This is a genomic window from Halomonas sp. IOP_14 (assembly GCF_021021315.1).
GTDB lineage: Bacteria > Pseudomonadota > Gammaproteobacteria > Pseudomonadales > Halomonadaceae > Vreelandella > Vreelandella titanicae.
The window spans coordinates 1-25,555 of record NZ_JAINWD010000036.1 but is presented as its reverse complement, the minus strand read 5'-3'; the positions used below and the strand labels follow the sequence as shown (position 1 = coordinate 25,555).

General features: G+C 55.1%; 26 protein-coding genes and 1 other RNA gene. 11 read left to right on the top strand and 16 right to left on the bottom strand.

Going from position 1 to position 25,555, the window contains the following annotated elements; all coding sequences use genetic code 11:
* Positions 1-71: 71 nt before the first annotated feature.
* From greA to K7H09_RS18960, 5 genes are all read right to left on the bottom strand, one after another.
* Complete coding sequence (gene greA / locus K7H09_RS18980) at positions 72-548, bottom strand: transcription elongation factor GreA (protein ID WP_009287920.1); 477 nt, start codon at positions 546-548, stop codon at positions 72-74.
* Positions 545-3,775 (bottom strand): carbamoyl-phosphate synthase large subunit, encoded by a 3,231-nt coding sequence (carB, locus tag K7H09_RS18975; protein ID WP_022520714.1) that lies wholly within the window; start codon positions 3,773-3,775, stop codon positions 545-547. The genes greA and carB overlap by 4 nt, the downstream gene beginning before the upstream one ends.
* Before the next feature lie 68 nt (positions 3,776-3,843).
* Positions 3,844-4,989, bottom strand: a complete 1,146-nt coding sequence (carA, locus tag K7H09_RS18970; protein WP_208797176.1) for a glutamine-hydrolyzing carbamoyl-phosphate synthase small subunit — start codon at positions 4,987-4,989, stop codon at positions 3,844-3,846.
* A gap of 419 nt (positions 4,990-5,408) precedes the next feature.
* The gene (gene dapB, locus K7H09_RS18965) at positions 5,409-6,215 is read right to left on the bottom strand and encodes a 4-hydroxy-tetrahydrodipicolinate reductase (RefSeq protein WP_041159424.1); all 807 of its coding nucleotides are present in this window, start codon (positions 6,213-6,215) and stop codon (positions 5,409-5,411) included.
* A 116-nt stretch (positions 6,216-6,331) separates the two neighbouring features.
* Positions 6,332-6,613, bottom strand: a complete 282-nt coding sequence (locus K7H09_RS18960; RefSeq protein WP_022520719.1) for a DUF2218 domain-containing protein — start codon at positions 6,611-6,613, stop codon at positions 6,332-6,334.
* A gap of 263 nt (positions 6,614-6,876) precedes the next feature.
* Between K7H09_RS18960 and K7H09_RS18955 the strand changes: the two genes are divergently transcribed.
* Genes K7H09_RS18955 through K7H09_RS18945 form a run of 3 tightly spaced genes read left to right on the top strand, consistent with a single transcriptional unit; the run spans position 6,877 to position 9,858 of the window.
* Positions 6,877-8,010: an ABC transporter substrate-binding protein gene (locus K7H09_RS18955; protein ID WP_141440094.1), complete on the top strand. Its 1,134-nt coding sequence runs from the start codon at positions 6,877-6,879 to the stop codon at positions 8,008-8,010.
* Positions 8,000-9,115 carry a FecCD family ABC transporter permease gene (locus K7H09_RS18950; protein WP_051052127.1) on the top strand — a complete coding sequence of 372 codons (1,116 nt, stop codon included), beginning with the start codon at positions 8,000-8,002 and terminating at the stop codon, positions 9,113-9,115. The genes K7H09_RS18955 and K7H09_RS18950 overlap by 11 nt, the downstream gene beginning before the upstream one ends.
* Positions 9,109-9,858 (top strand): ABC transporter ATP-binding protein, encoded by a 750-nt coding sequence (locus tag K7H09_RS18945; protein ID WP_039859997.1) that lies wholly within the window; start codon positions 9,109-9,111, stop codon positions 9,856-9,858. The genes K7H09_RS18950 and K7H09_RS18945 overlap by 7 nt, the downstream gene beginning before the upstream one ends.
* Here the strand turns inward: K7H09_RS18945 and K7H09_RS18940 are convergent.
* Entirely contained in the window at positions 9,851-10,750 is a 900-nt protein-coding gene (locus tag K7H09_RS18940) for a DMT family transporter (protein ID WP_422822627.1), read from the bottom strand. The genes K7H09_RS18945 and K7H09_RS18940 overlap by 8 nt on opposite strands.
* 189 nt (positions 10,751-10,939) lie before the next feature.
* Between K7H09_RS18940 and K7H09_RS18935 the strand changes: the two genes are divergently transcribed.
* Positions 10,940-11,887, top strand: coding sequence for an HNH endonuclease (locus K7H09_RS18935; protein WP_230805505.1), 948 nt, complete (start codon positions 10,940-10,942; stop codon positions 11,885-11,887).
* Between the two features lie 75 nt (positions 11,888-11,962).
* Here K7H09_RS18935 and dnaJ read toward each other — a convergent pair whose 3' ends face one another.
* The 3 genes from dnaJ to grpE all read right to left on the bottom strand — a co-directional run bounded on the left by dnaJ (position 11,963) and on the right by grpE (position 16,003).
* Positions 11,963-13,105, bottom strand: coding sequence for a molecular chaperone DnaJ (gene dnaJ, locus K7H09_RS18930; protein WP_022520724.1), 1,143 nt, complete (start codon positions 13,103-13,105; stop codon positions 11,963-11,965).
* A 164-nt stretch (positions 13,106-13,269) separates the two neighbouring features.
* Positions 13,270-15,204 carry a molecular chaperone DnaK gene (gene dnaK / locus K7H09_RS18925; protein WP_009287914.1) on the bottom strand — a complete coding sequence of 645 codons (1,935 nt, stop codon included), beginning with the start codon at positions 15,202-15,204 and terminating at the stop codon, positions 13,270-13,272.
* Between the two features lie 157 nt (positions 15,205-15,361).
* A complete protein-coding gene (gene grpE / locus K7H09_RS18920; protein WP_009287913.1) occupies positions 15,362-16,003 on the bottom strand; it encodes a nucleotide exchange factor GrpE in 642 nt (213 codons plus the stop codon).
* Positions 16,004-16,213: 210 nt separating this feature from the next.
* Between grpE and recN the strand changes: the two genes are divergently transcribed.
* Positions 16,214-17,887 (top strand): DNA repair protein RecN, encoded by a 1,674-nt coding sequence (gene recN, locus K7H09_RS18915; protein ID WP_159175951.1) that lies wholly within the window; start codon positions 16,214-16,216, stop codon positions 17,885-17,887.
* 193 nt (positions 17,888-18,080) lie between these two features.
* Here the strand turns inward: recN and fur are convergent, their stop codons facing one another.
* The gene (fur, locus tag K7H09_RS18910) at positions 18,081-18,533 is read right to left on the bottom strand and encodes a ferric iron uptake transcriptional regulator (protein WP_007111850.1); all 453 of its coding nucleotides are present in this window, start codon (positions 18,531-18,533) and stop codon (positions 18,081-18,083) included.
* Positions 18,534-18,605: 72 nt separating this feature from the next.
* Between fur and bamE the strand changes: the two genes are divergently transcribed.
* Positions 18,606-19,064: an outer membrane protein assembly factor BamE gene (gene bamE, locus K7H09_RS18905; RefSeq protein ID WP_022520726.1), complete on the top strand. Its 459-nt coding sequence runs from the start codon at positions 18,606-18,608 to the stop codon at positions 19,062-19,064.
* Between the two features lie 6 nt (positions 19,065-19,070).
* Here bamE and K7H09_RS18900 read toward each other — a convergent pair whose 3' ends face one another.
* The gene (locus K7H09_RS18900) at positions 19,071-19,388 is read right to left on the bottom strand and encodes an RnfH family protein (RefSeq protein ID WP_022520727.1); all 318 of its coding nucleotides are present in this window, start codon (positions 19,386-19,388) and stop codon (positions 19,071-19,073) included.
* On the bottom strand, positions 19,378-19,812 hold the full coding sequence (locus tag K7H09_RS18895; protein WP_022520728.1) for a type II toxin-antitoxin system RatA family toxin: 435 nt from the start codon (positions 19,810-19,812) through the stop codon (positions 19,378-19,380). The genes K7H09_RS18900 and K7H09_RS18895 overlap by 11 nt, the downstream gene beginning before the upstream one ends.
* Before the next feature lie 125 nt (positions 19,813-19,937).
* Here K7H09_RS18895 and smpB point away from each other — a divergent pair, with 125 nt between their 5' ends.
* The 3 genes from smpB (at position 19,938) to K7H09_RS18880 (ending at position 22,424) form a co-directional block, all read left to right on the top strand.
* Positions 19,938-20,429 carry an SsrA-binding protein SmpB gene (gene smpB, locus K7H09_RS18890; protein WP_008958772.1) on the top strand — a complete coding sequence of 164 codons (492 nt, stop codon included), beginning with the start codon at positions 19,938-19,940 and terminating at the stop codon, positions 20,427-20,429.
* A gap of 45 nt (positions 20,430-20,474) precedes the next feature.
* Positions 20,475-20,854, top strand: a transfer-messenger RNA (tmRNA) gene (gene ssrA, locus K7H09_RS18885).
* 490 nt (positions 20,855-21,344) lie between these two features.
* Positions 21,345-22,424, top strand: coding sequence for a type I restriction endonuclease (locus K7H09_RS18880; protein ID WP_022520730.1), 1,080 nt, complete (start codon positions 21,345-21,347; stop codon positions 22,422-22,424).
* 444 nt (positions 22,425-22,868) lie between these two features.
* On the opposite strand, the gene K7H09_RS24630 is transcribed toward K7H09_RS18880, so the two are convergent.
* Entirely contained in the window at positions 22,869-22,928 is a 60-nt protein-coding gene (locus tag K7H09_RS24630; RefSeq protein ID WP_412768187.1) for a hypothetical protein, read from the bottom strand.
* On the opposite strand from K7H09_RS24630, the gene K7H09_RS24495 reads away from it, so the two are divergent.
* Positions 22,912-23,040 carry a hypothetical protein gene (locus K7H09_RS24495; protein ID WP_269064051.1) on the top strand — a complete coding sequence of 43 codons (129 nt, stop codon included), beginning with the start codon at positions 22,912-22,914 and terminating at the stop codon, positions 23,038-23,040. The two genes, K7H09_RS24630 and K7H09_RS24495, sit on opposite strands and share 17 nt — an antisense overlap.
* A 208-nt stretch (positions 23,041-23,248) precedes the next feature.
* Here the strand turns inward: K7H09_RS24495 and K7H09_RS18875 are convergent, their stop codons facing one another.
* The gene (locus K7H09_RS18875) at positions 23,249-23,614 is read right to left on the bottom strand and encodes a winged helix-turn-helix transcriptional regulator (protein WP_141440097.1); all 366 of its coding nucleotides are present in this window, start codon (positions 23,612-23,614) and stop codon (positions 23,249-23,251) included.
* A 93-nt stretch (positions 23,615-23,707) separates the two neighbouring features.
* Between K7H09_RS18875 and K7H09_RS18870 the strand changes: the two genes are divergently transcribed.
* Positions 23,708-24,442, top strand: coding sequence for an SDR family NAD(P)-dependent oxidoreductase (locus K7H09_RS18870; protein ID WP_230805503.1), 735 nt, complete (start codon positions 23,708-23,710; stop codon positions 24,440-24,442).
* Positions 24,443-24,667: 225 nt separating this feature from the next.
* Here the strand turns inward: K7H09_RS18870 and K7H09_RS18865 are convergent, their stop codons facing one another.
* Entirely contained in the window at positions 24,668-25,039 is a 372-nt protein-coding gene (locus K7H09_RS18865) for a hypothetical protein (RefSeq protein ID WP_041158985.1), read from the bottom strand.
* A 105-nt stretch (positions 25,040-25,144) separates the two neighbouring features.
* Positions 25,145-25,468 (bottom strand): VOC family protein, encoded by a 324-nt coding sequence (locus tag K7H09_RS18860; RefSeq protein WP_330165623.1) that lies wholly within the window; start codon positions 25,466-25,468, stop codon positions 25,145-25,147.
* Positions 25,469-25,555 lie beyond the last annotated feature (87 nt).

The window sequence follows — 25,555 nt, the reverse complement described above, 5'->3', positions numbered from 1 at the left end:
TGCAATAGAGTGCCGCCGTACGAAAGCGCCCCTTCAACTGACTCCAGAGTCAATCGCAGGGGCGTTTTTTGTCATACGTGTTCGACGCTACCTACTTCGTACTCCACGTCACCGCCGGGTGTTTTGACCACCACGACATCACCCTCTTCTTTGCCGATCAGGGCACGGGCAATCGGTGAGGTAACCGAGATACGGCCAGACTTAATGTCCGCCTCATCTTCGCCGACGATACGGTAAGTGACTTCCGCATCAGTATCCAGATTCATTAGCGATACGGTAACGCCGAAAATCACTTTGCCGGTTTTGGGCAGCTTGGTGACATCAATCACTTGAGCGACGGATAGCTTACTTTCGATCTCCTGAATCCGCCCTTCGATAAACCCCTGCTGCTCGCGAGCGGCGTGATACTCGGCGTTCTCTTTAAGATCACCGTGTTCACGTGCTTCGGCGATGGCCGCGATCACCTGCGGACGAGCTTCGCTTTTAAGGTGGTCGAGCTCTTCACGAAGGCTTCTTTCTCCCGCAACTGTCATCGGGACCTTGTTCATTGACTTGCTCCTGCATGCAGATCCTGAAGGCGCCGCACCGTAATCTCCCTACCGTACTCAAGCGCCATGCAAACAGCATTAGCGCCCGCCAAGGTGGTCGCATAGGGCACCTTGCGCGAGAGAGCAGTACGGCGAATGACCGAAGAGTCGTTAATAGCCTGACGACCTTCAGTAGTGTTCACAATGTAGGCGATTTCGTCGTTCTTAAGCAGATCGACGATATGGGGACGGCCTTCGTAGACTTTATTGACGTGTTCCACGGCAAGCCCGGCAGCTTCCAAAGCAGCCGCTGTTCCCCGTGTAGCACATAGCGTAAAGCCTAATGCTAACAGAGAACGCCCCACTTCGATAATCCCCGCCTTGTCCGGTTCGCGCACGGAAAGAAACGCCTTGCGCTCACCGGTAAGCCCAGGAATGGCCTCACCTGCCCCCAGTTGCGCCTTGAAGAAGGCTTCTGCAAAGGTGTCGCCAGAGCCCATCACTTCGCCGGTGGACTTCATTTCCGGCGACAGAATCGGGTCGACACCGGGGAATTTATTGAACGGGAAGACCGCCTCTTTAACACTATAGAAGTGCGGCACGATCTCCTGCTCAAAGCCCTGCTCAGCCAGGGTTTTACCGGCCATGCAGCGGGCCGCAATCTGCGCCAGCGAGGTGCCAATGCACTTGGACACAAAGGGCACCGTACGCGAAGCGCGGGGATTCACCTCGATCACATAGATCTCGCCATCCTGCCAGGCCAACTGCACGTTCATTAAGCCTTTAACGCCCAGCTCAACCGCCATCTGCTTCACCTGATGGCGCATCTCGTCCTGCACATCCGCAGGCAGCGAGTAAGGCGGCAGCGCGCAGGCAGAGTCGCCGGAGTGAACGCCCGCTTGCTCTACGTGCTGCATGATGCCACCGATCACCACCTGCTGGCCATCCGACACCGCATCGATATCGATCTCGATTGCAGCACTCAGGAAGTGATCCAGCAGTACCGGGGAGTCGTTTGAGACCTTCACCGCATGGGTCATGTAGTTTTCAAGCTCGGAGGCGTCGTAGACGATCTCCATCGCCCGGCCACCCAATACGTAGCTGGGGCGAACTACCAGCGGGTAACCAATCGCTTCGGCTTTATCGAAGGCTTCGGCAAAGCTGCGTGCGGTCGCGTTGGGCGGCTGCTTCAGGCCCAGCTTGTCGATCATCACCTGGAAGCGTTCACGGTCTTCTGCGCGGTCGATAGCATCCGGCGTGGTACCAATGATCGGCACACCGGCAGCTTCTAGCTCACGGGCCAGTTTCAGCGGCGTCTGACCACCGAACTGGACGATCACGCCTACCGGCTTCTCTTTATCGGCGATTTCCAGCACGTCTTCCAGCGTTACCGGCTCGAAGTAGAGACGATCAGAGGTGTCGTAATCGGTCGAGACGGTTTCCGGGTTGCAGTTGACCATGATGGTTTCATAGCCATCGTCGCGCATGGCGAAGGCGGCGTGAACGCAGCAGTAATCAAACTCGATGCCCTGACCGATCCGGTTAGGGCCACCGCCCAATACCATGATCTTCTGACGGTCAGAGACATCCGCCTCGCACTCTTCTTCGTAAGTGGAGTACATATAGGCGGTATCAGAGGCGAACTCCGCGGCACAGGTATCGACACGCTTATAAACCGGGCGAATGCCGGCGGCCTGGCGGGTTTGACGGAACTCTTTTTCGCTGACATTCAGCAATTTGGCCAGGCGTGCATCGCCGAAACCTTTGCGCTTGAGCTGATAGAGCTCACGGGCAGAGAAGTCAGCCAGCGTACGTTTGGCGACGGCGTTTTCAGTCAGCACCAAATCTTCCAACTGCACCAGGAACCAAGGGTCGATATTGGTCAGGGCAAAGACGTCATCGACGCTCATGCCGGAACGCATGGCGTCCGCCACGTAGAAAATACGCTCTGCGCCGGCGGCCTGCAGCTCGCCCTGGATAATTGCCATGTTGTCCGGCGTGAAATCGGTAATGATCGGATCGAGACCATCGTTACCGGTTTCCAGGCCACGCAGGGCTTTCTGCAGCGACTCCTGGAAAGTACGCCCAATCGCCATCACCTCACCCACCGACTTCATCTGCGTCGTTAGGCGATCGTTGGCCTGGGGGAATTTCTCGAAGGTGAAGCGCGGAATTTTGGTGACCACGTAATCGATAGACGGCTCGAACGATGCCGGCGTTTGACCACCGGTAATATCGTTCTGCAGCTCGTCCAGGGTATAGCCAATCGCCAATTTCGCGGCGATTTTAGCAATCGGGAAACCGGTCGCCTTTGAGGCCAGCGCTGAAGAGCGTGACACCCGCGGGTTCATCTCGATAACTACCAAACGGCCGGTTTTGGGATCCATACCAAACTGGACGTTAGAGCCACCGGTCTCTACGCCAATCTCGCGCAGTACCGCGAGGCTGGCGTCACGCATGATCTGATACTCTTTATCGGTCAGCGTTTGCGCCGGCGCCACGGTGATGGAGTCGCCGGTGTGCACGCCCATGGGGTCGAAGTTCTCAATCGCGCAGACGATGATGCAGTTGTCGTTTTTATCACGCACAACTTCCATCTCGTACTCTTTCCACCCCAGCAGCGACTCATCGATGAGCAGCTCGTGGTTATTGGAAAGCTCAAAACCACGGGTACAGATTTCTTCGAACTCTTCCTTGTTGTACGCCACGCCGCCGCCGGAGCCGCCCATGGTGTAGGAAGGGCGAATAATGGTCGGGAAACCCAGTTCAGCCTGAATCTCCCAGGCTTCATCCATGGTGTGGGCGACTTTCGCTTTCGGGCACTCCAAGCCAATGCGCTTCATGGCCTGATCGAACAGATCACGGTCTTCGGCCATGTTAATCGCATCGGCGTTGGCACCGATCATCTCGACGCCGAACTTCTCCAGCACGCCATGCTTTTCAAGCTCGAGGGCGCAGTTCAGCGCCGTCTGACCACCCATGGTCGGCAGAATGGCATCAGGGCGCTCGGCTTCGATGATCTTCTCCACCGCCTGCCAGGTAATCGGCTCGATGTAGGTGGCATCGGCCATGGCCGGGTCAGTCATGATGGTGGCGGGGTTGGAGTTAACCAAAATAACCCGGTAACCCTCCTCGCGCAGCGCTTTACACGCCTGGGCGCCGGAGTAGTCGAATTCGCAGGCCTGGCCGATCACAATCGGGCCAGCGCCAATGATCAAGATACTGTTGATGTCGGTACGCTTAGGCATAACGGTTCCCGCAAAAAATGGTGACGATGAGCGACAAAAGACGGCGATACGGTGATGCTAGGGACGCGTTAACGGCGTGCCTGCATCATAGCCACGAAGCGATCAAACAGCGGCGCCACATCACGCGGGCCGGGACTCGCTTCCGGGTGGCCTTGAAAGCTGAACGCCGGTCGGTCGGTAAGCTCGATTCCCTGCAAGGTGCCGTCGAACAGCGAACGGTGCGTGGCGCGCACGTTAGCGGGCAGGGTCGCTTCATCCGCCGCAAAGCCGTGATTCTGGCTGGTGATCATTACCGTACCACTATCCAGATCCTGCACCGGGTGGTTGGCACCGTGGTGGCCGTGGCTCATTTTGACCGTCTTCGCCCCGGCGGCGAGCGCCAGCAGTTGGTGGCCCAGGCAGATACCAAACACCGGAATATTGGTTTCCAGCACGTCCTGAATTGCCTTGATGGCGTAATCGCAGGGCTCCGGGTCACCAGGGCCGTTGGCTAAAAACACGCCATCCGGATTCATCGCCAGCACCTCAGCGGCAGGCGTTTGCGCGGGCACGACTGTCAGGCGGCAGCCGCGAGCGGCCAGCATGCGCAGGATGTTGAATTTCACACCGTAGTCGTACGCCACCACATGGTAGGGGCGCTCGATTTTGGAAGCATCAGCGTAGCCTTCACCCAGCGTCCACTCACCTTCCGACCACTCGTAGGCTTGTGTACACGACACCTCTTTGGCCAGATCCATCCCCTTCAGGCCAGGGAAAGCCTTGGCGGCTTCCAGCGCCCGTGTGACCGCCTCGTCGCCTTCCGCATCAGTACCCGCCAAAATCGCCCCGTTCTGCGCACCTTTATCACGCAAAATGCGCGTTAGGCGGCGGGTATCGATATCGGCAATACCCAGCACGTTCTGGCTTTTCAGGTAGTCCGACAGCGACTGCTCAGAGCGGAAGCTGCTGGCCATTAGCGGTAAATCGCGAATCACCAAACCTGCTGCGGCAATAGAAGCTGACTCAATGTCTTCAGCGTTAATGCCAGTATTGCCGATGTGGGGATAGGTGAGGGTAACGATTTGGCGGGTGTAGGAAGGGTCGGTGAGGATTTCTTGATAGCCGGTCATGGCCGTATTGAACACCACCTCACCGCTTGTTAATCCGTCCGCGCCAATGGCAATGCCGTGGAACACGCTTCCATCTTCCAGGGCCAATATTGCGGGTTTGCTCAATGCGGGGTTATTCAAAACAAGATCCTCCCATGCTGGTGGGAGCCTGTGGGGCGCAGGCTCAGCAATTTCTTGATTATCCGCGACGTAACACTATCGCTAATAAAAACTATCACTAGTAAAACTGGGGTCGTAAAAAAGCGGGACGAAGCCGATAAAAAGAATCGGTTTCATCCCGCTTGTTGTTCGATGCCTTTCTGATTCGCTTAGCCTCTAGCGTTACGCTTAACAGCAGCACCGCTTTATAGCAGCAAACCCTGAGGAGGCAGGCTTTGGGTTGACCAACGCAACAAGCGCGCCGTTTAAGATTTCCAGGCCACCCGGCCAAAATTTTTGAAATGTTACAGGAATTCTTGATCGAAGACTACCCCTTGATGGCAGGACTGTTCTAGCGCCCTGCTCAAGCAGTGACAGGCAATCCCTTACTCTAACCCCAATACATCCTGCATGTCGTAACGGCCGCTCTCTTTGCCAGCGACCCAGCGCGCCGCACGAACCGCACCTTTGGCAAAGGTCATCCGGCTGGAGGCCTTGTGAGTGATTTCGATGCGCTCACCTTCGGTAGCAAACATTACCGTGTGTTCACCCACGATATCGCCCGCGCGCACGGTGGCAAAGCCGATCTCTTTGTCGGTGCGTGGGCCGCACTGCCCGACTCGCTCAAACACGCCGTGCTCTTTAAGGTTACGCCCCAGGCTGTCGGCAATTACTTCGCCCATTTTGATCGCGGTGCCGGAAGGCGCATCAACCTTATGGCGATGGTGAGACTCGATCACTTCAATATCGTAGCCTTCATCGCCCAGCGCTTTGGCAGCGGTTTCGAGCAGTTTCAGGGTCAGATTAACCCCGACGCTCATATTGGGTGCGAACACCATGGCTACCTTGTCGCGGTAGCTATCGAGCTGAGCCAACTCATCATCGCTCATGCCAGTAGTACCAATCACGATACGTTTGCCGTGCTCTGCGCAGAACGCCAGATTACCAAGCGTGACCTGAGGGGCCGTGAAGTCGATCAGCACATCAAATTCATCGACAATCGACGTGAGCGAATCGACCGCGACAACACCGCGCTTCCCGACACCCGCAAGCTCGCCAATATCAGCGCCCGCCAAGGAGCTACCTGGCTCCACGATCCCGCCGGCTAGCGTCGCCTCAGCATCTTGCTCTACAGCATTTACCAACGTACGGCCCATGCGGCCAGCCACGCCTACAATGGCAATTCGGGTCATGCGAACTCCTGAGCTCTAGGTTTCAGTGCGTAAGACTTATGTTTCAAAATCAGCGCGATTATAGCAGACCCATCGATGCCTTCGACGCTCTCCGTTTATGGCTGACCAGTCGTTATCTAGTTCTCCCACACAATCGCCAACTCTTCATCACCGGCCATACGCATTAGGTGGCGCTCGACGACCCCCTCCAACTCATCCAGATGCTCCTCTTCAAGGGTTTCGAGGGCCACCACCAGTTTATCGGCCTCAGCAACCATTAAGCAGGTGCCAGTGGCAAACGTAATAGTGGCCTGCTGATCGCTTTGCTCGACCTCCAGCTTATGCGCCCAGTGTTTACAGAGCCGATTAATTAAACGCTCGGCGGAAGGCGTGGCAACTTCGACACGAGATAAAGGCATAGCGGCCTCTCCAAAAAATGTAAGTACTTACAAACCAAGTAATCCTTCAACAATGTCTTGCCGTTAGAGCCAAATATGTGAAGCCATCACCGTAGGATAAATGCTCAGTGTAAAGCGTAGCATGTTGACCATTAAGCGCGGCACCCCAATAATGCCGCCCAAACGCTAATCAGTTACAATAGCAATTGCATCTCTGTGCTATCACCGTTAATGCGCATCAGCGATGCCGCCCTGTTAACCAATATCGACCAACGAGTTAAAAAATGCTCAATTCTCCGCGCTTAAAAATCCTGCTTGGTACGCTTATCACGTTTGCTTGCGGCGCCACTGCTATGGCTGACGCTATCACCGTCACCGATGTCGCTGGCCGCGAAATCACTCTGGATGGCCCTGCCGAGCGGGTTATTTTAGGCGAAGGGCGGCAAATTTATCTGCTCGGTTTACTCGAACCTGAAGCTCCTTTTGCCCACGTGGTCGGTTGGCGCGAAGACTTTTCTCAGGCGGATCCCGACAACTATGCCCGTTACGCCGAACGCTTCCCTGAGATTGAAGCGATCCCCACCTTTGGCGGCTTTAAAGACGGCACTTTTGATGTAGAGCAGGCCGCTTCGCTTAATCCTGACGTAGTGCTGATGAACATCGAGGCCAAAGCCGCCACAGAAGACGCCGCCTACGACGACAAGCTGGCACAACTCGGCATTCCCATCGTCTATGTGGATTTTCGCGAAGACCCGATTGAACACACCATTCCCTCCATGCGCATCATCGGCCAGATCATGGACGATGAAGAAGCGGCGGAAGAGTTCATCGAGTTTGCCGAGACACAGTTGGCACGGGTAACCGATGTCATCGCCGAAGCGAACCCAGAGCGCCCCAGCGTGTTTATTGACCGGGCCGGTGGCTACTCCGACGAGTGCTGCATGAGCTTTGGCCCTGCCAACTTTGGCGACTATGTCACCCTGGCTGGCGGTAGCAATATTGCCGAGGGCATCATTCCTAACAGTTTCGGCAACCTGAACCCTGAACAGATTATTGCTGCCAATCCTGATCATGTGGTTGTCACCGGCGGCAACTGGGATGCCTATGTGCCGGGCGGCAACTGGGTCGGCGTAGGCCCAGGGTCTGATATGCAAAACGCTCGCGCTAAGCTTGAAGCACTGACCGAGCGCACCGCGATGACCGGCATCAAGGCGGTGGAATCCGGTAACTTCCACGCCATTTGGCACCAGTTTTACAATAGCCCCTACTACTTTGTGGCCGTGCAGCAGTTAGCCAAATGGCTACACCCAGAGCTGTTTGAAGACCTGGATCCCAACGCCACGATGGAAGCGCTACACGAGCGTTTCTTGCCCATCGATTATGAACCCGGCTATTGGATCTCGCTCCATGACGACTGAAACGAAGTTCACTGAAGCCAGTCTTTCAGAGACCAGGCACCCAGAAACTGCGTTAGCAGAGCATGTTTCACAGGGTCGCGCCTTCTACCATAGCCAGGTTTTCCGCCGCCAGATGATACTGGTGGCACTGGTTTTAGCGCTGTTTTTTAGCCTCTGTGTTGACCTGGCGCTGGGGCCTGCCCGCTATAGCCTGGGTGAAGTCATCGCAGCGCTGTTTACGCCAGACAGCGTTAGCCAGCAGGCGCGAGTCATTCTGTGGGAAATTCGTATGCCAGTGGCGCTGATGGCGCTAGTAGTGGGCGCCAGCTTGTCGGTGGCCGGGGCACAGATGCAAACCATTCTGAGCAACCCGCTAGCCAGCCCATTCACCCTGGGGATCTCCGCCGGGGCCAGTTTTGGCGCCGCGTTGGGGCTTGCTTTTGGTGTCGCCATTGTTCCCGCAGCCATTGAGTTTGTGGTGCCCATCAATGCCTTCGTGATGGCCATGTTCACCGCGTTCTTAATTCATGCTTTAAGCCTTAAGCGCGGCGTGACGGTAGAGACGATTGTGCTGCTCGGCATCGCCATGGTGTTTATCTTCAACTCGCTGATGGCGCTGATTCAGTTCTTTGCCAGCCAGGAAGCGGTCTCCGCGGTGGTGTTTTGGACGATGGGCAGCTTAACCAAAGCCACCTGGCCCAAGTTCTGGATCGCCCTTAGCATTCTTGCCTTATCCATGCCGCTGCTTGCCCGGCATGGTTGGGCGCTGACGGCCATGCGCCTGGGCGACGCCAAAGCCGAGAGCATGGGCGTCAATCCCCGCGCGCTGCGTTTGGAAGTGCTGGTGCTGGTGTCACTACTTGCCGCCATCGCGGTGGCGTTCGTGGGCACCATTGGGTTTATTGGCTTGGTGGGGCCGCATATCGCGCGCATTTTACTGGGCGAGGATCAGCGTTTCTTCCTACCAGGCTCGGCCCTGTGCGGCGCACTGATCCTCTCCGTTGGCTCGGTCATCTCCAAGATTATTATCCCTGGCACCATTATTCCCATTGGCATTATCACCTCGCTGGTGGGCATTCCCTTCTTTCTGTTTCTGGTGCTTAACCACAAGAAGGCCTCATGGTAACCCTACAACTGAACCGTGTATCCGCCCGCTATGGGCGTCGCCCTATTCTGGAAGAGATCACCACGCCCTGCTTTCAAGGGGGGCAAGTCGTCGCTCTGCTAGGGCCCAACGCAGCAGGTAAATCGACGCTTTTTCGCCGCGTATTAGGACTATTGAAAGGCGAAGGCGAAGTGATTATCAGCGGCACCAGCGCCGCACGTCCCGTGGGCTATATGCCCCAGGACACCGGTGCCAAGGCCGTACTGACGGTATATGAATCAGTGCTTTTGGCACGTATGCAGGGGCGTGGATTAAAAGTGCAGCCTGAGGATTTAGCGCAGGTTGATCGCGCGCTGGAAGAACTCAGCATTACGGCCCTTGGCGAACGGGATATTGGCGACCTTAGCGGCGGCCAGCGCCAGTTGGTCAGCGCTGCCCAGGCCCTGGTGCAAGAGCCCGAGATTCTGATGCTGGATGAGCCCACCTCGGCACTCGATTTGAACCGCCAGATCAGCCTGCTGACGGTGCTGCGCCGGTTAGCCGATGAGCGCCAGATGCTGATTCTGGTGGCGCTCCATGACCTGGGGCATGCACTACGTTTCGCCGATGCCGCCATGATGCTCGAAAATGGCCGCTTGATCGCCTGCGGCTCCACTGCCGAAGTGATTACCCCTGCGCTGCTACGCCAGGTTTATCGGGTATCTACGCGTATCGAGTCCTGCTCGAAAGGCCAGCCGCAGCTTATCGTCGAAGCCGCTATCTAGCCCTTTGCCTAAGCCGCCGCCCTTCCATCGCCGCTAGCGCTACCCCACTTAACATCAGCGGTAGCGCTAGCAGGAAGCCGCTGGAGACCGGTATTCCAAACAGCACCCAATCGGCGAGCACAGGCCACACCAGGGCAATATATTCAAAAGGTGCCAAACGCGACGCCTCGGCGTAGCGTAGAGCTAATGTCATCGCGATATGCGCAGCACCGCCAAACAGACCCGAGAGCACCAACAACGAAAACTCTACCCGGTTGAGTGCTGCCCAGCCCAGTGGGAGCGTTGCCAGCCCGGCTAGCGCGGCCACTAAAATAAAGTAGAAGGCGATTGAAGCCGCTGTCTCGGTGCGTGAAATACGCCTGACGGTTAATAAAGCACCTGCCGTTAGCAGCGCACCCAACGCCCCTAGCGCATACCCGGCCACTTGGCCGTTACTGGAACTGGCATTGAGCCCAGGCAAAATCAGCACGGCCACCCCGGCAAGCGCTAGCACCACGCCACCCGCGCGATTAAGCGAGCAGCGCTCCCCCAGCAGCAGAACACCACCAATCGCCATAAAGACCGGGGTAAGCTGAGCGAGCAATGTTGCCTCGGCCACTGGCAACAGCGCCACCGCAGCAAAGGAGGCAAACATCGCCGCCGCCCCCAACCCAGAGCGCAGCGCATGACCCAGCGGGCGGCGCGTAGCCAACCCACGTGGAAACTCCCGCCGCAGCAAAAGGAAAACGACGATAGGCAGCAGCGCAAACAGCGAGCGGTAAAATACCGACTGCCCCACAGGCACTTCGTCACTGACTGCCTTAATACACACCAGCATCCCGGTAAACAGGGCGCCTGACAGTATCCGCAACCCAATGCCCAACCCTGGGCGGTCTTCTTCAGCTGCCATCATTTCCCTTGTCCTTTGCAGAAAACCACTTCCAAACAGAGCGTTAAATAGAGAACCAGGATTGCACGAAGCGCCAACTTGCCCTGTTATATAGCCAATAAAGGCCAACCATTTTACATCAGTGAGCACCCCGTTTTACCTGAAAGGCGTGCTAACCTTCGCAGCAACGTTATGCACCGCTAGAGACACAACATGATGGATGAAACACTAAGCTGTCTGAACACTCTAAGAGTTGGCCACAGCCGTGGCCGCTTGGCCCCCAACAAGCCCTGCCTCTTATTGGCGATTATTTGTGAAATCCAGAGCGGACATATAAAAACACCGACTGTAGCTATTGATGACAGACTTATATCGCGCTACTTCGACCTCTATGAGGCCACTACCGGGCAACGTCAGTCAGCCAATCCTCAGCTTCCGCTTTGGCATCTCAAAAGCGATCAAGGCCCGTCCGGCCATCTATGGAAACTACTATTCGCTACAAATATTGCCACCCTTGCACCGCAATTAGGCCAACCAAAATCCATCACTGCCCTAAGGAAGCTTTTCACCGAAGCACTACTGGATCCCGGGCTGTTTAAAATATTTCAGAACAGCCAGAGGGCTCACGACGCCAGCGCACTCCTTGTAACCAAATATCTCTATGATGAGCAATACAGCCAGCAAGACATTCACCGTTACCTGACAAGCGCGTTAGACAGCTTCGAATATGAAAAGCACCCTGAAAAACTGATCGGCAATGTCAGAGAGGAGCGTCAACAGCAGGCCCGCTCTGCTGCCTTTCGCTCCTTGGTTCTTGAAGCCTATGACTACCGGTGCGCGGCAAGTCGTCTCCGCTACATTACGCCCGACTATCGCTACCTTGTTGAAGCTGCCCACCTAGTTCCTTTCTCAGAAAGCCAAGATGATCGCCCAACGAACGGTCTCGCGCTCACACCAAACCTGCATTGGGCGATGGATAACCACCTTATCTCCCCTGGGCCAGACCTCAAATGGCATGTAAGTCCAAGCATTGACCGTTTCGTGGCCGATAACTGCTGGCTTTGGGAATTAGACGGGCAGATGTTAGTACTACCCAGATCGGCACGGTACCAGCCTGATCGCGAGGCGCTAGCTTGGCGCATGGATCACCTGCAGCAATAGATCATCTACAAAAAAACGCCCCAGCACCTAAAAGATGCTGGGGCGTTGATCATGCAGCGAAGCGCGTCGTCGCCGTTACGGCTTCATATCTTCAAAGAAGCTTTTCACGCTGTCGAAGAAGCCGGTTTTCTTCGGCGAGTGGTTGTGGCTATTGCTGTCGTCGAAGCTTTGTTGCAGCTTGCGCAACAGATCGCGCTGCTCGTCGTTAAGCTTCACCGGTGTTTCCACGACCACCTTGCACAGCAGGTCGCCGGGCATACCACCGCGCACGGGCTTCACGCCTTTACCGCGCAGGCGGAACAGCTTGCCTGTTTGGGTTTCCGGCGGAATCTTCAGCTTCACGCGGCCATCTAGCGTCGGCACTTCAAGCTCGCCACCTAGCGCTGCATCAACAAAGTTGATCGGCACATCGCACTGCAGGTGCTTGCCGTCACGCTGGAAGATGTGGTGCGGCTTGATCGCCACCTGCACATACAGATCCCCAGGCGGGCCACCGTTCACGCCGCTTTCGCCTTCGCCATTCAAGCGAATACGGTCGCCGGTATCCACACCGGGCGGAATCTTAACGGACAGCGTGCGTGTCTCACGTACACGGCCTTCGCCATTACACTTATGGCACGGCACTTTAATGTGCTGGCCAGAGCCATGACAGGTCGGGCAAGTCTGCTGCACAGCAAAGAAGCCTTGCTGCATACGTACTTGACCGTGACCGTGGCAGGTAGGGCACGTCTCTTTAGAAGAGCCGGGCTCAGCGCCGCCGCCATCACAACGATCACACTCGATATGCCGCGGCACACGGATATCCACCGTGGTGCCTGAAACGGCGTTTTCCAGATCCAGCTCTAGGTTATAACGCAGGTCGGAACCGCGTGCCGGGGCATTGGGGCCACGGCGGCGACCGCCACCTCCGCCAAAAATATCGCCAAACACATCGCCGAAAATGTCGCTGAAATCACCAGCGCCAGCACCGCCGAAACCGCCGCCACCTTGGCCATCAACGCCCGCATGGCCGAACTGGTCATAAGCAGCGCGTTTTTCGCCGTCGCTAAGCACTTCATACGCTTCGGACACTTCGCGGAATTTTTCCGCGGAGGTGGTATCGTCCGGGTTTCGATCAGGGTGGAATTTTTGCGCCAGACGGCGATAGGCCTTCTTGATCTCTTTCTGATCGGCCCCTTTTTCGACACCCAGGACTTCGTAATAATCGCGTTTGGACATAGGCCCTACGCCTCCTGGTTAGCTACGCACTCAACTGCACATTTAGCTATGTATTCAACTGTATATTTAACTACGTGATACTTAACTACGTGCGTCTTGGCCGCGGAAACAGCAACGCGGGAGTAAGCTCCCGCGTCACCGCTTTCCTTGGCAGAAAGAGGATGTTACTGCTTTTTCTGATCGTCGTTGACTTCTTCGTACTCGGCGTCAACCACGTCTTCTTCCGGCTTGGTGCCCGCGTTTTCGGCACCTTCACCGCCCTCTTGCTGCGCCGCTTCGGCCTGCTCGGCGTACATCTTCTGGGCTAGCTGGCCAGAGGCTTCGGTCAGTGCATCCAGTTTCTTCTGAATGTTATCGACGTCGTCACCTTTAACCGCTTCTTCCAGCTCGCTGATGGCCGTTTCAATCGCCTGCTTCTCGTCGTCAGTCGCTTTGTCGCCAGCTTCTTCCAACGTTTTGCGCGTAGCGTGAATCATGCCGTCAGCTTGGTTACGCAGCTGCACCAGCTCTTCGAACTTTTTGTCCTCTTCGGCGTGAGCTTCAGCATCACGTACCATCTGCTCGACTTCTTCCTCGGACAGACCGCTAGACGCCTTGATGACAATCGACTGCTCTTTGCCAGTGGCCTTGTCTTTTGCCGATACGTTCAGAATACCGTTGGCATCCAAGTCGAAGGCGACTTCGATCTGCGGCACGCCGCGTGGTGCAGGCGGAATGTCAGCAAGATCAAAACGACCCAGCGACTTATTCTGCGACACTTGCTTGCGCTCACCCTGCACGGCGTGAATGGTCACCGCCGTTTGGTTGTCATCCGCCGTAGAGAAGGTTTGTGTCTTCTTGGTCGGGATGGTGGTGTTCTTTTCAATCAGCGGCGTCATCACGCCACCCAGGGTTTCGATACCCAGGGTCAGCGGGGTAACGTCGAGCAGCAGAACGTCTTTAACGTCGCCACCCAGTACGCCGCCCTGAATCGCGGCACCAACGGCAACCGCTTCGTCCGGGTTAACGTCTTTACGTGCTTCTTTGCCGAAGAAGTCAGCGGCTTTCTTCTGCACCATCGGCATACGTGTCTGGCCACCGACCAGGATCACTTCGTCGATTTCAGAGGCAGATAGGCCTGCATCTTTCAGGGCCATTTTGCACGGCTCGAGCGAGCGCTGAACCAGCTCTTCCACCAGTGACTCCAGCTTGGCACGAGTCACCTTAACGTTAAGGTGTTTCGGGCCAGTGTTGTCGGCGGTGATGTAAGGCAGGTTCACATCGGTCTGCTGAGCGCTAGACAGCTCAATTTTGGCTTTTTCGGCAGCTTCTTTCAGACGCTGCATGGCCAGGTTGTCGCCAGACAGATCAATGCCGCTGTCAGACTTGAACTGGTCTACCAGGTAGTTGATCAGCGCCAAGTCAAAGTCTTCGCCGCCCAGGAAGGTGTCACCGTTGGTGGCCAACACTTCAAACTGGGTTTCGCCGTCGACATCGGCAATTTCGATGATCGAGATATCGAAGGTGCCGCCACCCAGGTCGTAGACCGCGATGGTTTTGTCGCCGCGGGATTTGTCCATACCGTAGGCCAGTGCGGCAGCGGTCGGCTCGTTAATAATGCGCTTAACGTCCAGACCGGCAATGCGGCCGGCGTCTTTGGTCGCCTGACGCTGGCTGTCGTTGAAGTAGGCCGGTACGGTAATGACCGCTTCGGTGACTGCTTCGCCCAGGTAGTCTTCGGCAGTCTTCTTCATTTTCTTCAGCACTTCCGCGCTTACCTGCGGCGGTGCCATTTTTTTGCCTTTTACTTCAACCCAAGCGTCACCGTTATCAGCTTCGCTGATTTTGTACGGCACCATCTTGATGTCTTTCTGGACAACGTCGTCTTTAAAGCGACGGCCAATTAGACGCTTGATGGCGTACAGGGTGTTTTCTGGGTTAGTAACGGCCTGACGTTTAGCCGCCTGACCTACCAGCGTTTCACCATCATCGGTGTAGGCGATGATAGAAGGCGTCGTACGACCGCCTTCGGCGTTTTCGATAACTTTAGCGCTGTCACCATCGAGCACGGCCACACAAGAGTTAGTGGTGCCCAGGTCGATACCAATTATACGTCCCATAGCAATACCTCGAATTCGGTTGTTACAAAACTGAAAATTTAGTTTTTAAAGCTTGTCTGCGGGTTTCCCCGCGGGGTTGCCCTTTATTTGGGGGCCGCCGCTGACATTTCAAGGGCTTTTTTTCACACACTTTTTCAAACTCTGTGCCGCCAGTGGCTTAATCGGCTTTTTTACTCACTACAACCATCGCTGGGCGCACCAAGCGTCCATTGAGTAAATAGCCTTTCTGCATAACGTCCATCACGGTGTTCGGATCGAGATCCGGGTTAGGCACCATGGTCATGGCTTCGTGCACTTGCGGGTCAAAGGGCTCACCATGGGGTTCAATGCTTTCTACGCCGAACTTGTTGAGTACATCCAGCTGCATTTTCAAGGTCATGGAAACACCTTCACGGTGAACTTCCGATGCACCCTCTTCCATGGTCTCAAGCGCTTTTTCCAGGCTATCCACCACTGGCAGCAGCTCTTTAACGAACTTCTCCAGGGCAAACTTGCGGGCTTTTTCCGCTTCCTGCTCCGCACGGCGGCGCACGTTTTGCGCTTCAGCGGCGGCGCGCAGGGCCTGATCCTTGGCTTCGGCCAAGCTCTGCTCTAACTCACCTACTTGGGCTGCCAGCATTTCCGCTTCCGGGTTGTCGACGCTGTCTTCTAGCGCCTCTTCGTCATTGATCAAACCTTCCAGCTCGCCCTCCATCAAGCGCTCTTCAGCAACCTTCTCAGCTGCTTGCTCGGCGCCATCGGCGTCTTGCTCGTGGCGGGCCAGCTCATCGTCCATTGGTGTTTGCGGTTCTTTCGCCATGTTGTGCTCCTAAAAAGTAGAGCGCGGCCACGCGGGCGGCGCGCAAAGAAGTAAGCTTTAAGTCACTCGCTTTGACTGATCATGCACGCTATATGGGGGCCATAAATTCCATCTCAAGAGGTGCATTGAAGTGAGTTATTAACTACTGTATAAATCAACAACTATTGGATAAGTATCCAGCTTCTATGCTGTACCGCCTCAGGAGGCGCCATGCTTACTCAGCTAGCTATTCAAGATTTCGCCATTGTCGATCACTTAGAACTCGACTTGACCGGCGGTATGACCGCGATTACCGGGGAAACCGGCGCGGGCAAATCGATCCTGTTAGGCGCCCTTGGGCTCTGCCTGGGCGAGCGTGCCGACGCCGGAAGCGTGCGTCACGGCCGCGAGCGTACGGATCTCTCCGCACGCTTCGACATTCAGCACCTGCCTGCCGCCGTCGAGTGGCTAACGGCGCGGGAGCTCCCCGCTGAGGAATGCTTGCTGCGCCGAGTGGTCACCGCCAACGGCCGTTCCAAAGCGTGGATTAACGGCCAACCCGCGACTATCTCGGATCTAAAATCCCTCGGCGAACAGCTGATTCAAATTCATGGACAGCATGCTCACCATGCGCTGATGCGCGAAGAGACCCACCTTGCCCTGCTGGACGATTACGCAGGCCTAAACGATGCCACCACTCAATTAGCTGAAACGTTCCGCGAGTGGCGCAGTGCGCGTCGGCAGCTGAAGAAGCTAAGCGAAGAAGGCAGTGAAGTTGAGGCCAAACGGCAGTTGCTGCGTTACCAAGTAGAAGAGCTGGATCAGCTCGGTTTAGCGGAAGGTGAATTAGCCACGTTAGAGGAAGAGCAGCACACCCTGGCTCACGCGGAAGAGACCCTGCGCGAAACCCAGTTTGCCGCCGACTGCTGCGCCAGTGACGAGGGCGGTGCGCTCTCTTTGCTCAACCAAGCGTTCACCCACTTAAGCGCCCTGCCAGGTAGCGACAAAGGCACCCTGGCGAACACGCTTGCCATGCTGAGCGATGCGCGCATTCAAGTGGAAGAGGCCTCCAGCGAGCTTAATCGCCTCGCCAGCACCACCGAATTAGACCCTGAGCGGCTCGCCTGGGTTGAAGAACGAATGACCGACGTACACCGGATTGCCCGCAAGCACCACGTTGCTCCTGATGAGCTATGCGCCCTGCATGCTGACCTACAGCGGGAAGTCGCGCAGTTAGAAGAGGGTGGCAATGACCTGGAGGCACTCAGTGCGCGGGTCGTCGAGCTACGCGAAGACTATCGCCAAGAGGCAAAAAAACTCAGCGAGAGCCGTCAAAAAGCCGCACTTCGCTTGGGTAAAGAGGTGCAGCAGCAACTGGGCTTTTTGGCCATGGGCAAAGCCCGTTTTGAAGTGGAGGTCACCGCTAAAGACGCGCCCTCCCCTGAAGGCCTTGATCGCGTGCAGTTTTTGATTAGCGCCAACCCTGGCCAGCCCGCTCGCCCATTGACCAAAGTCGCCTCCGGCGGTGAATTGTCGCGGATTAGCCTGGCGATTCAAGTGGTCGCGGCGACGCACTCAACGGTTCCCAGCCTGGTGTTTGACGAAGTGGATGTGGGTATCTCGGGGGCCACCGCAGAGATCGTTGGCCAACTACTGCGCAAACTGGGCGAAAACGGCCAGGTCATGACCGTGACCCACCTACCCCAGGTGGCAGCACAGGCGCACCAGCACCTGCATATCGAGAAACAGGCGAAGCGCGATACAACGCTGACCCAGATGGCGCTACTCGACGAACAGGGCCGCATCAGCGAACTGGCGCGCATGCTGGGCGGTGTCACGCTTTCTGACCAAACCCTGGCCCACGCTCGGGAGATGCTGCACGCCAGCCAACGCCCGCCGCACTGATTGAGCGGGCGCCCTGCGCCGTTTCTGTGCATTTCTATAGCGCACAGCTATACAGCACATCTGCACACAGCAAAACAAACGCCCCTGATCCACTTGGCGAATTCAGTTAACCAGGAATTCGGCCAAATGGCTCAGGGGCGCTTATATTTCGAACCGCGATTAACGGTCTGCGACTAACAGCGACCTACGAACACTATTTCTTGTTCGTCGGCCCGCTGTCCTGGCGCGTCACGTCGGAACCGCGCGGACGTACATAGAGCACCAGAGCATGATCCACTAGTTCGTAGCCGTGCTCTTCAGCGATTTCTTGCTGACGGCGTTCAATGATTTCATCAACGAACTCAATGATTTCGCCGCTTTCAAGGCACACCATGTGGTCATGGTGATCCTCTTGGGTCATCTCGAATACCGCATGGCCTCCGTCGAAATTATGACGAATTACCAAGCCCGCTGACTCGAACTGAGTCAATACGCGGTATACGGTTGCCAAGCCAACATCTTCGCCCGCATCAATCAGTGTTTTGTACACTTCTTCCGCGCTAAGGTGGTGCTGACCCGAAACATTTTCGAGAATTTGAAGTATCTTGACGCGCGGCAGGGTCACTTTTAGACCGGCTTTGCGCAATTCATGGTTCTGATCGGCCATGGTCGCTCTTCGCAGTAACTGGTTAGGTCGGGTATGATCAACCGAAACCACGATAGTGAAGAATAGGCCCAAATGCAAAAATTGACTCAAATCATCACGCTCTCCGTTGCCCTTACTGTCATTAGCGGCTGCAGCTACGTAGGCGTGTACAAGCGCGATATTCCCCAAGGCAACCTGGTCACTCAGGAAATGGTCAGCCAGCTTCAGCCAGGCATGACCCAAGAGCAGGTGACTTACGTAATGGGCAGGCCATTGCTGGAAGCGCCCTTTGACGCCAGCCAGTGGGATTATGTGTTTCGTTTAGATAAAGCGTATGGCGATGTAGAGCAGCGTCGCGTAACGCTCACCTTCGATCCCCAGGGCCGCCTGGTGAACATTGAGCAAGAAGGGGATCTATCCAAAGAGCTACCGTTTGAAGGCGATAGCAGCATGGGGCCTGCAACGGAAGGCGTTGATCCAATGGATGCCCTCCCTACAGAGAGCACCCAGACGCGGCCACCTGAGGGCACACAGCCTGTTCAACAGCCTTAAAAGCGGTTAACGCTTCGGGTCGCTCGCTTGACGCTTAGCGCGCTCTAGGCGAGCGGCCTTGGGGTCGATCGCCAACGGCCGGTAAACTTCGACCCGATCCCCGTCGCGTAATAGATGGGTATCGGGTTCACGTAGCGCTTTACCGAAAATGCCCAGCGGCGCCTGAGCAAAGGTTTCGCCGGGCACATCAGGAAAGAGCGTGGGCAAATCGGCCAAGGCAACGGCCTGACGTGCCGTAGTGCCCTCAGGCACGCGCAGAGCCACTATGCGCTGTTTGGAAGGCAACGCGAAGGCTACCTCAACCGCAAGCGCTTCAGCGCCCATACAGCTCGTTTGCGCGCTTGGTAAAGGCATCGACTAGCTGGCCAGCGATTTGCTGAAAGAGTTTGCCGAACGCCATACTGAGCAGCCGGTTGGCGAACTCAAACTCCATCTCAAGGCTCACCTTGCAGGCATCCTCCCCCATGGGGATAAACAGCCAGCGACCTTTAAGCCGCTTGAACGGCCCTTTTACCAGCGACAGCTCAATACGCTCGGGCGCAAAAAGTTCGTTGCGCGTGGTGATGGTTTGCTCAACACCGGCACGACCCAGGGTCATTTCGCCGATCAGATGCACATCATCATGTTCGAGCAAACGCGCCTGGCGGCAGCCTGGCAAAAACTCCGGGTAGCGTTCGAAGTCGTTAACCAGATCGAACATTTTCTGGGGGGTGTGCCGCACTAAGGCGGAACGATTGACGGTTGGCATTGACCTCTCCGCTGACTTCACAGTGCCCAAAGCGTATCATGGGAAACATTTTTCAGACCCTAAATGGTATCACGCCTCCCCAAATAACGAAGGGGAAGCCACTGACAGATTAATTATGAGGTTCCATGGCCACTAAGAAAGGTAACAGTAAGGGCCCCGGTAGCAGCGTTATTGCCCAAAACAAGAAGGCACGGTTTGAGTACCATATCGATGAGACCTTCGAGGCAGGGCTATCGCTCGCTGGCTGGGAAGTGAAGAGCCTGCGCGCCGGTAAGGCTCAGCTCACCGATACCTATATTTTGGTTCGTAACGGCGAAGCGTTTCTGCTGGGTAGTCATATCATGCCGCTGAATACTGCGAGCACACACGAGATTGCTGACCCGACGCGCACCCGCAAACTGCTGCTGCATCGCAAAGAGATCGCCAAAATCTTTTCGATCACCCAGGACAAAGGCCACACCTGTGTGCCCCTCAAGCTTTACTGGAAACGCAATAAAGTGAAGTGCGAGCTGGCGCTAGTGACCGGTAAACAGCTGCATGACAAACGCGCAACAGAAAAAGATCGCGACTGGAGCCGCCAAAAAGGTCGAATTATGCGGGAACATAACAAGGCATAACTGGTCAATCAGGTGTGAGCACGTTAGAATGCTCAACTGAAATAAGGGGGCGACATGGTTTCGACGCCGGTGACAACCCTTGCGGTGCATGCCGAGAGCGTGATGTATCTCGTAAATCCCACATCACGAAAAATAGTCGCAAATGACGAAAACTACGCTCAAGGCGCGCTAGCAGCTTAAACACTGTTAGCTTCTTGTCTGGCCCCAAGGTGATGTGCCTATTCATCGCTGAGGGGATACGAGCTAAAGCTGATAGGATCGCGTTTGGTGGTGTCTTCTCGCCAAGCGCTAAACTTTAGAAGACTCGCGTGGCTGAATCCTGATCGTCGGAGTCAGTTGCGTTAAATCAAATGACGAAATCTAAGCATGTAGAGCCAATAGGCGCGTGCTGGCGGACGCGGGTTCAATTCCCGCCGCCTCCACCACCTTACTATACAAATCAAGCACCTACGGGTGCTTTTTTTGTTTCCATTCGAGACAGAAGCAGCCCCTTACCGCATTTCTGGTCTTGCAACACCATTTAGCCATGGGCAATACAGCAGTATTGTCCGAAAGGAGCTAGTCCCGATATGAAAGTGCCGAGAACGTTACTGCACGCTTGTTGCTGAGCCTTGACCTTACCTCACATCAATATTAGGGCGGCTAAATGCTCAGCCCCAATGGTCACAGCTACCTCGTAATCAGTGACTTATATATGCACGAAACGCGGTATGACGGCATTTACACCTTTCACTCGATCAACAAGTTCTTGTAAGACGAGTCCAATATTCACCATGGAACTGCATCCCAGACGTTTGTGATCATACTCTTTACCCCATCTGCGAAATGAAAGAGACTGATAGTTTTATATATGCGTTCATTTCTTGGTATCTTGGGTGTTAAAAGAATGTAGTAAAACCAAAAAAGGCAGGGAACATGGATATAACACAAAAAATTGCAGCGCTGGCCAGCCGCGCGCAAGAACAAATTGATCATATAGTGAACGAAGAAGCGACAAAGAACGCCATGGTCATGCCCTTCATACAAAGCTTGGGATATGACGTATTCAACCCAACCGAAGTGCTTCCAGAATTCACAGCTGACGTTGGATTGAAAAAAGGTGAGAAAGTGGATTACGCCATCAAAAATGAAGGCGTTCTATCTATACTAATCGAGTGCAAGCCCCGAACCACCGATCTCGCTAACGCTCAATTTAGCCAGTTATACCGCTATTTTAATTGCACTGAAGCCAAATTTGCCATTCTTACCAACGGCATTGAGTACCGTTTCTACTCTGATCTCGATGATGCAAACAAGCTGGATACTCGCCCTTTTTTCACCTTCCGTTTAACGGACTACAACGAAAGAGATATTGAAGAACTGAAAAAATTTGCAAAACCCGTCTTCAATGTCGACACCATTCTCAGCACTGCCAATCGCCTTAAGTACACCAACCTCGCCATGACATCCTTCAGCAAGTTAATGAAAGAACCGCCACGCGATTTTATCAAATTTATCGCTCAAGACTTCTTTGATGGACGAATGACACAACAGGTACTTGATGAGTTCACCCCCATCATTCGTGACGCAATGGCCCAGCACATTAAAGAGCAAGTTTCACAACGCTTAAAATTGGCATTAGCCACAACTAGTGGTGAAGAATCATCGCCCATCATCGCACAACCTGGCCAAGACAATATCGAAGTGCCTTTAAAGGCTGAAGACGAGATCGTTACGACCCAGGAAGAAATTGATGGATACAACATGGTCAGGGCAATCGTAGCCAGCGAAGTTGCTCCCGAACGCGTATACATGCGAGATGCAAAATCCTATTGTGCAATCCTGCTGGATGACAACAACCGAAAACCTATTTGCCGCCTACATTTCAACTCAAAAACCCTTAAGCGATTAGAAATTCGCCAAGATGATCAGCAAGTTAAGCATGATCTTGCCACGCTGACTGATATTTTCAGCCACAGTGAAGCGTTATTGGCAGCTGTAAAAAGTTACGAATAGCTTTTTCGAGTCGGCTTTATGCCGACTTCCCATAAACAACCTTAATAACTTAATAACTTAATAACATAGCCAAATAAATATATTGTTCGCTTTCTGACGATCACGTTGGCTTATAGCTCGCTGTAGGTTTGCGGGTAACACTTTGACCATAGGCTGCATCCGTTTCACGTCCCGACCTGTGAGCTCTCTTACTTCACCTGGTTTATTCGTAAGGCGCGTTTTCATAGCGTCTTATCTCCCATGCGCTGGCCTTTCAGCCAGCTGAAGCTCATCCTCGACCAGTAAAATTCTCACCATAGCACCTTATATCGACGCCGCCGAACGCTTGCCAGGGCGAGGACGGCTGTAAACACCGAGCCTACTCACACTAGGTTGCGGCAACATTGCATCCCCAGCAAGAAGCCGTTGCGGCCACCATTAGCGGCGTGCCTTCGAACATGCGCGTCACTGCCAGACTTTTAGCAGCGAAGGCGAGGAATACCACTGGGTGGGGAACTGCAACACGGTACGGTCGGCTTCAAGCAGCCGCGGGGATGAGCTGCTGGAGCGCGGCCGCGGTACGATTCGCCAAACGCTAGCCGTAACCGGCACCGAAGCGGAGCGTAGGGAACCATAGCCCGCAAGGGATATGGTGTCCGGTTGACCGCCTGGTTATGGGCCCGTTCACCCATTGTTTTGGCACCCGATACCGGATGCCGACTCCTTGATACTTTGCACCAACAGAACCCATGGCGCTACGAACCAGAACACTGAATGTGCAGGTTTACCCGGAGGACTCGCCGGATGGCATGATTGGGTGCCTGTCCACCAACCGGCTTCGCTTCCTACCGGCTAGTTTTCCGGCGCTCCATCGCTGCGGCGATGCTCTCTTCGTTCTCCTCGCCCCAGCCGCAAAGCGGCTCCATGGCCCGCACCAGACTTGCCCCGAAGGGCGTCAGCGAGTAGTCGACGCGCAGCGGGATCTCCCCATAGTCGGTTCGCTGGACGATGCCGTCGGACTCCAGCTCCTTCAACTGCTGGATCAACATTTTGTCGCTCACGCCTCGGACGCTTCGCTTGAGCTCGCCGTAACGCATCGGGCCCTTGTTTAAAAAGAACAGAATCAAAGGCTTCCACTTCCCGGAGATCACGTGCAGCGTCGCATGCAGGCCGCAAATGAAACGTGGGTTTTCTGAGTTTTCTTTCGCCATAACGGATACTTACCAAAAGGTGCATACTTGAACATTTGTAAGTGGGTATATACCGTAAAAGCGAACCGAGTCAATACACACGGAGACCCAACCATGAGCCGGCTAAACGGTAAAATCGCACTGATCACAGGCGGAGCCAGCGGCATCGGCCTGGCCTCGGCCCAACGCCTCATCGACGAAGGCGCCTTCGTCTTTATCGCCGGACGGCGCCAGGACGTCCTCGACAACGCGGCTGAGGCACTGGGATCCAGCGCCCAGGGCGTCCAGGCGGATGTGACAAAGCCAGAGGATCTCGACCGCGTCTTCGAAACGATCCAGAAAGAAAAAGGACACCTGGACGTACTGGTAGCCAACGCGGGCGTCGGCGAATTCGCCAGCCTGGGACAGATCACCGAGGAGCACTACGACTACATCTTCGACATCAACGTCAAAGGCACCCTCTTCACCGTCCAGAAGGCCCTTCCCCTGATGACGAACGGCGGCTCCATCATCCTCACCGGTTCCACGGTCGGCAGCATGGGCACCCCCGCGATGAGCATCTACAGCGCCTCCAAGGCGGCCGTCCGAAACCTGGTGCGCAGTTGGGCCCATGATCTCAGGGGCACCGGCATTCGCGTGAACGTCATGTCTCCTGGCCCGACCAAAACAGACAAGCTGACGGAACTGCTCCCATCCGCAGCCCTGAGCGAGATGAAACGGACCGTACCGCTTGAGCGTCTGGGCGATCTCAAAGAAACCGCAGGCGCGGTCGCGTTCCTGGCGTCCGACGATAGCAGCTTTATGACGGGGAGCGAGGTGTTCGTTGACGGGGGCTACGCGCAGGTTTAGGGGCTAGGCGAAGAACGGGAGGCAATGAACCAAAAGGGGTCAGATAGATTTTAAATCAGTCAGCTTGGTTAAAAACAAATCAACCTGCCCCATTTACATGGATCAAAATAAAATCGATCTGACCCCTTTAATTTTGGTTTCCCTTACACATAATGCCGCCAACACTCGCGGCTTTGTAATGGAGGCGAAGCCGGGATGAAAAAGCCGTCGCCGTGCTTGGCATTGTTATGTGATGACTGCAATGAAGCCCCCAAGAATAGTTGCGAGCAGCGCCAAAATACTAAGTTGATGGCGGCGCTGGATTGCCCCCCAACCGGAATCGGTTAGCTTCCAAATTGGCCCAGAGGAACTAAACATAGGGCCATCCGGTAATGAGCCATCATTCCCCAACTTTCCCTTTGGCACGGAATTCTGAAGAGGCTCAACCCAGCCGCGCATGTAGCAAGTTTTAAGAAGCGCGTCCGTCTCTTCATTGTCTTCAACTGCATACTCTATAACCCACACATTACCAGGCTGCAAAACCATTCCTACGCGTTGCTTTGCTAAGCGTTTAAGAAGCCTATGAATCCGTATGTTATAAGCTATCAGCTCAAGCATGATACTCCTTGAATCACATAACGCAGAGCGCACCGGTGGCCTTGGCGCAGCGAAGCGGAGACAAGGGCATCCAAGTGACGTGCATTGTTAGAGAATCCTTGAGGATTACTCGTGCTGTAAGACATTAATGAGCTTCCCGAATGGATCTCGTACATAAAACCGGCGGACACCCCATGGCTCACTTACTGGTCCGTACTCTATTGCAATATTTCCGCCTGTCACTCTCTCCAAAGCAACCTCCAAGTTATCGACTTCTATAGAGAGATCAGGGACTGGCGTGCCAGAGCCACCTTCCGACGCCACGCTTACCTGAGTGGTCATTTCCTCGCCCGAGCTATAGGTCCTTATCCACCCATGATCCATCACAACCTTGAGCCCAAAGATGTCCGCATAGAACCTCTCTGCTTCTGATGGGCTAGCTGCCGCGATATTGGAGACTATGCGTTTTACTATCGTTCTGGCTCCAAAAGGTTGAACTCAACTCGCTCTAACAGTGAAGCATTTATTCGCCGTGCG

Excerpts from the sequence above, each read along its gene's own strand:
- greA (WP_009287920.1), bottom strand. The coding sequence starts at position 548 with ATGAACAAGGTCCCGATGACAGTTGCGGGAGAAAGAAGCCTTCGTGAA.
- carB (WP_022520714.1), bottom strand. The coding sequence starts at position 3,775 with ATGCCTAAGCGTACCGACATCAACAGTATCTTGATCATTGGCGCTGGC.
- dapB (WP_041159424.1), bottom strand. The coding sequence starts at position 6,215 with ATGACCCGAATTGCCATTGTAGGCGTGGCTGGCCGCATGGGCCGTACG.
- K7H09_RS18960 (WP_022520719.1), bottom strand. The coding sequence starts at position 6,613 with ATGCCTTTATCTCGTGTCGAAGTTGCCACGCCTTCCGCCGAGCGTTTA.
- K7H09_RS18955 (WP_141440094.1), top strand. The coding sequence starts at position 6,877 with ATGCTCAATTCTCCGCGCTTAAAAATCCTGCTTGGTACGCTTATCACG.
- K7H09_RS18950 (WP_051052127.1), top strand. The coding sequence starts at position 8,000 with ATGACGACTGAAACGAAGTTCACTGAAGCCAGTCTTTCAGAGACCAGG.
- K7H09_RS18945 (WP_039859997.1), top strand. The coding sequence starts at position 9,109 with ATGGTAACCCTACAACTGAACCGTGTATCCGCCCGCTATGGGCGTCGC.
- K7H09_RS18940 (WP_422822627.1), bottom strand. The coding sequence starts at position 10,750 with ATGATGGCAGCTGAAGAAGACCGCCCAGGGTTGGGCATTGGGTTGCGG.
- K7H09_RS18935 (WP_230805505.1), top strand. The coding sequence starts at position 10,940 with ATGATGGATGAAACACTAAGCTGTCTGAACACTCTAAGAGTTGGCCAC.
- dnaJ (WP_022520724.1), bottom strand. The coding sequence starts at position 13,105 with ATGTCCAAACGCGATTATTACGAAGTCCTGGGTGTCGAAAAAGGGGCC.
- dnaK (WP_009287914.1), bottom strand. The coding sequence starts at position 15,204 with ATGGGACGTATAATTGGTATCGACCTGGGCACCACTAACTCTTGTGTG.
- grpE (WP_009287913.1), bottom strand. The coding sequence starts at position 16,003 with ATGGCGAAAGAACCGCAAACACCAATGGACGATGAGCTGGCCCGCCAC.
- recN (WP_159175951.1), top strand. The coding sequence starts at position 16,214 with ATGCTTACTCAGCTAGCTATTCAAGATTTCGCCATTGTCGATCACTTA.
- fur (WP_007111850.1), bottom strand. The coding sequence starts at position 18,533 with ATGGCCGATCAGAACCATGAATTGCGCAAAGCCGGTCTAAAAGTGACC.
- bamE (WP_022520726.1), top strand. The coding sequence starts at position 18,606 with ATGCAAAAATTGACTCAAATCATCACGCTCTCCGTTGCCCTTACTGTC.
- K7H09_RS18900 (WP_022520727.1), bottom strand. The coding sequence starts at position 19,388 with ATGGGCGCTGAAGCGCTTGCGGTTGAGGTAGCCTTCGCGTTGCCTTCC.
- K7H09_RS18895 (WP_022520728.1), bottom strand. The coding sequence starts at position 19,812 with ATGCCAACCGTCAATCGTTCCGCCTTAGTGCGGCACACCCCCCAGAAA.
- smpB (WP_008958772.1), top strand. The coding sequence starts at position 19,938 with ATGGCCACTAAGAAAGGTAACAGTAAGGGCCCCGGTAGCAGCGTTATT.
- K7H09_RS18880 (WP_022520730.1), top strand. The coding sequence starts at position 21,345 with ATGGATATAACACAAAAAATTGCAGCGCTGGCCAGCCGCGCGCAAGAA.
- K7H09_RS18875 (WP_141440097.1), bottom strand. The coding sequence starts at position 23,614 with ATGGCGAAAGAAAACTCAGAAAACCCACGTTTCATTTGCGGCCTGCAT.
- K7H09_RS18870 (WP_230805503.1), top strand. The coding sequence starts at position 23,708 with ATGAGCCGGCTAAACGGTAAAATCGCACTGATCACAGGCGGAGCCAGC.
- K7H09_RS18865 (WP_041158985.1), bottom strand. The coding sequence starts at position 25,039 with ATGCTTGAGCTGATAGCTTATAACATACGGATTCATAGGCTTCTTAAA.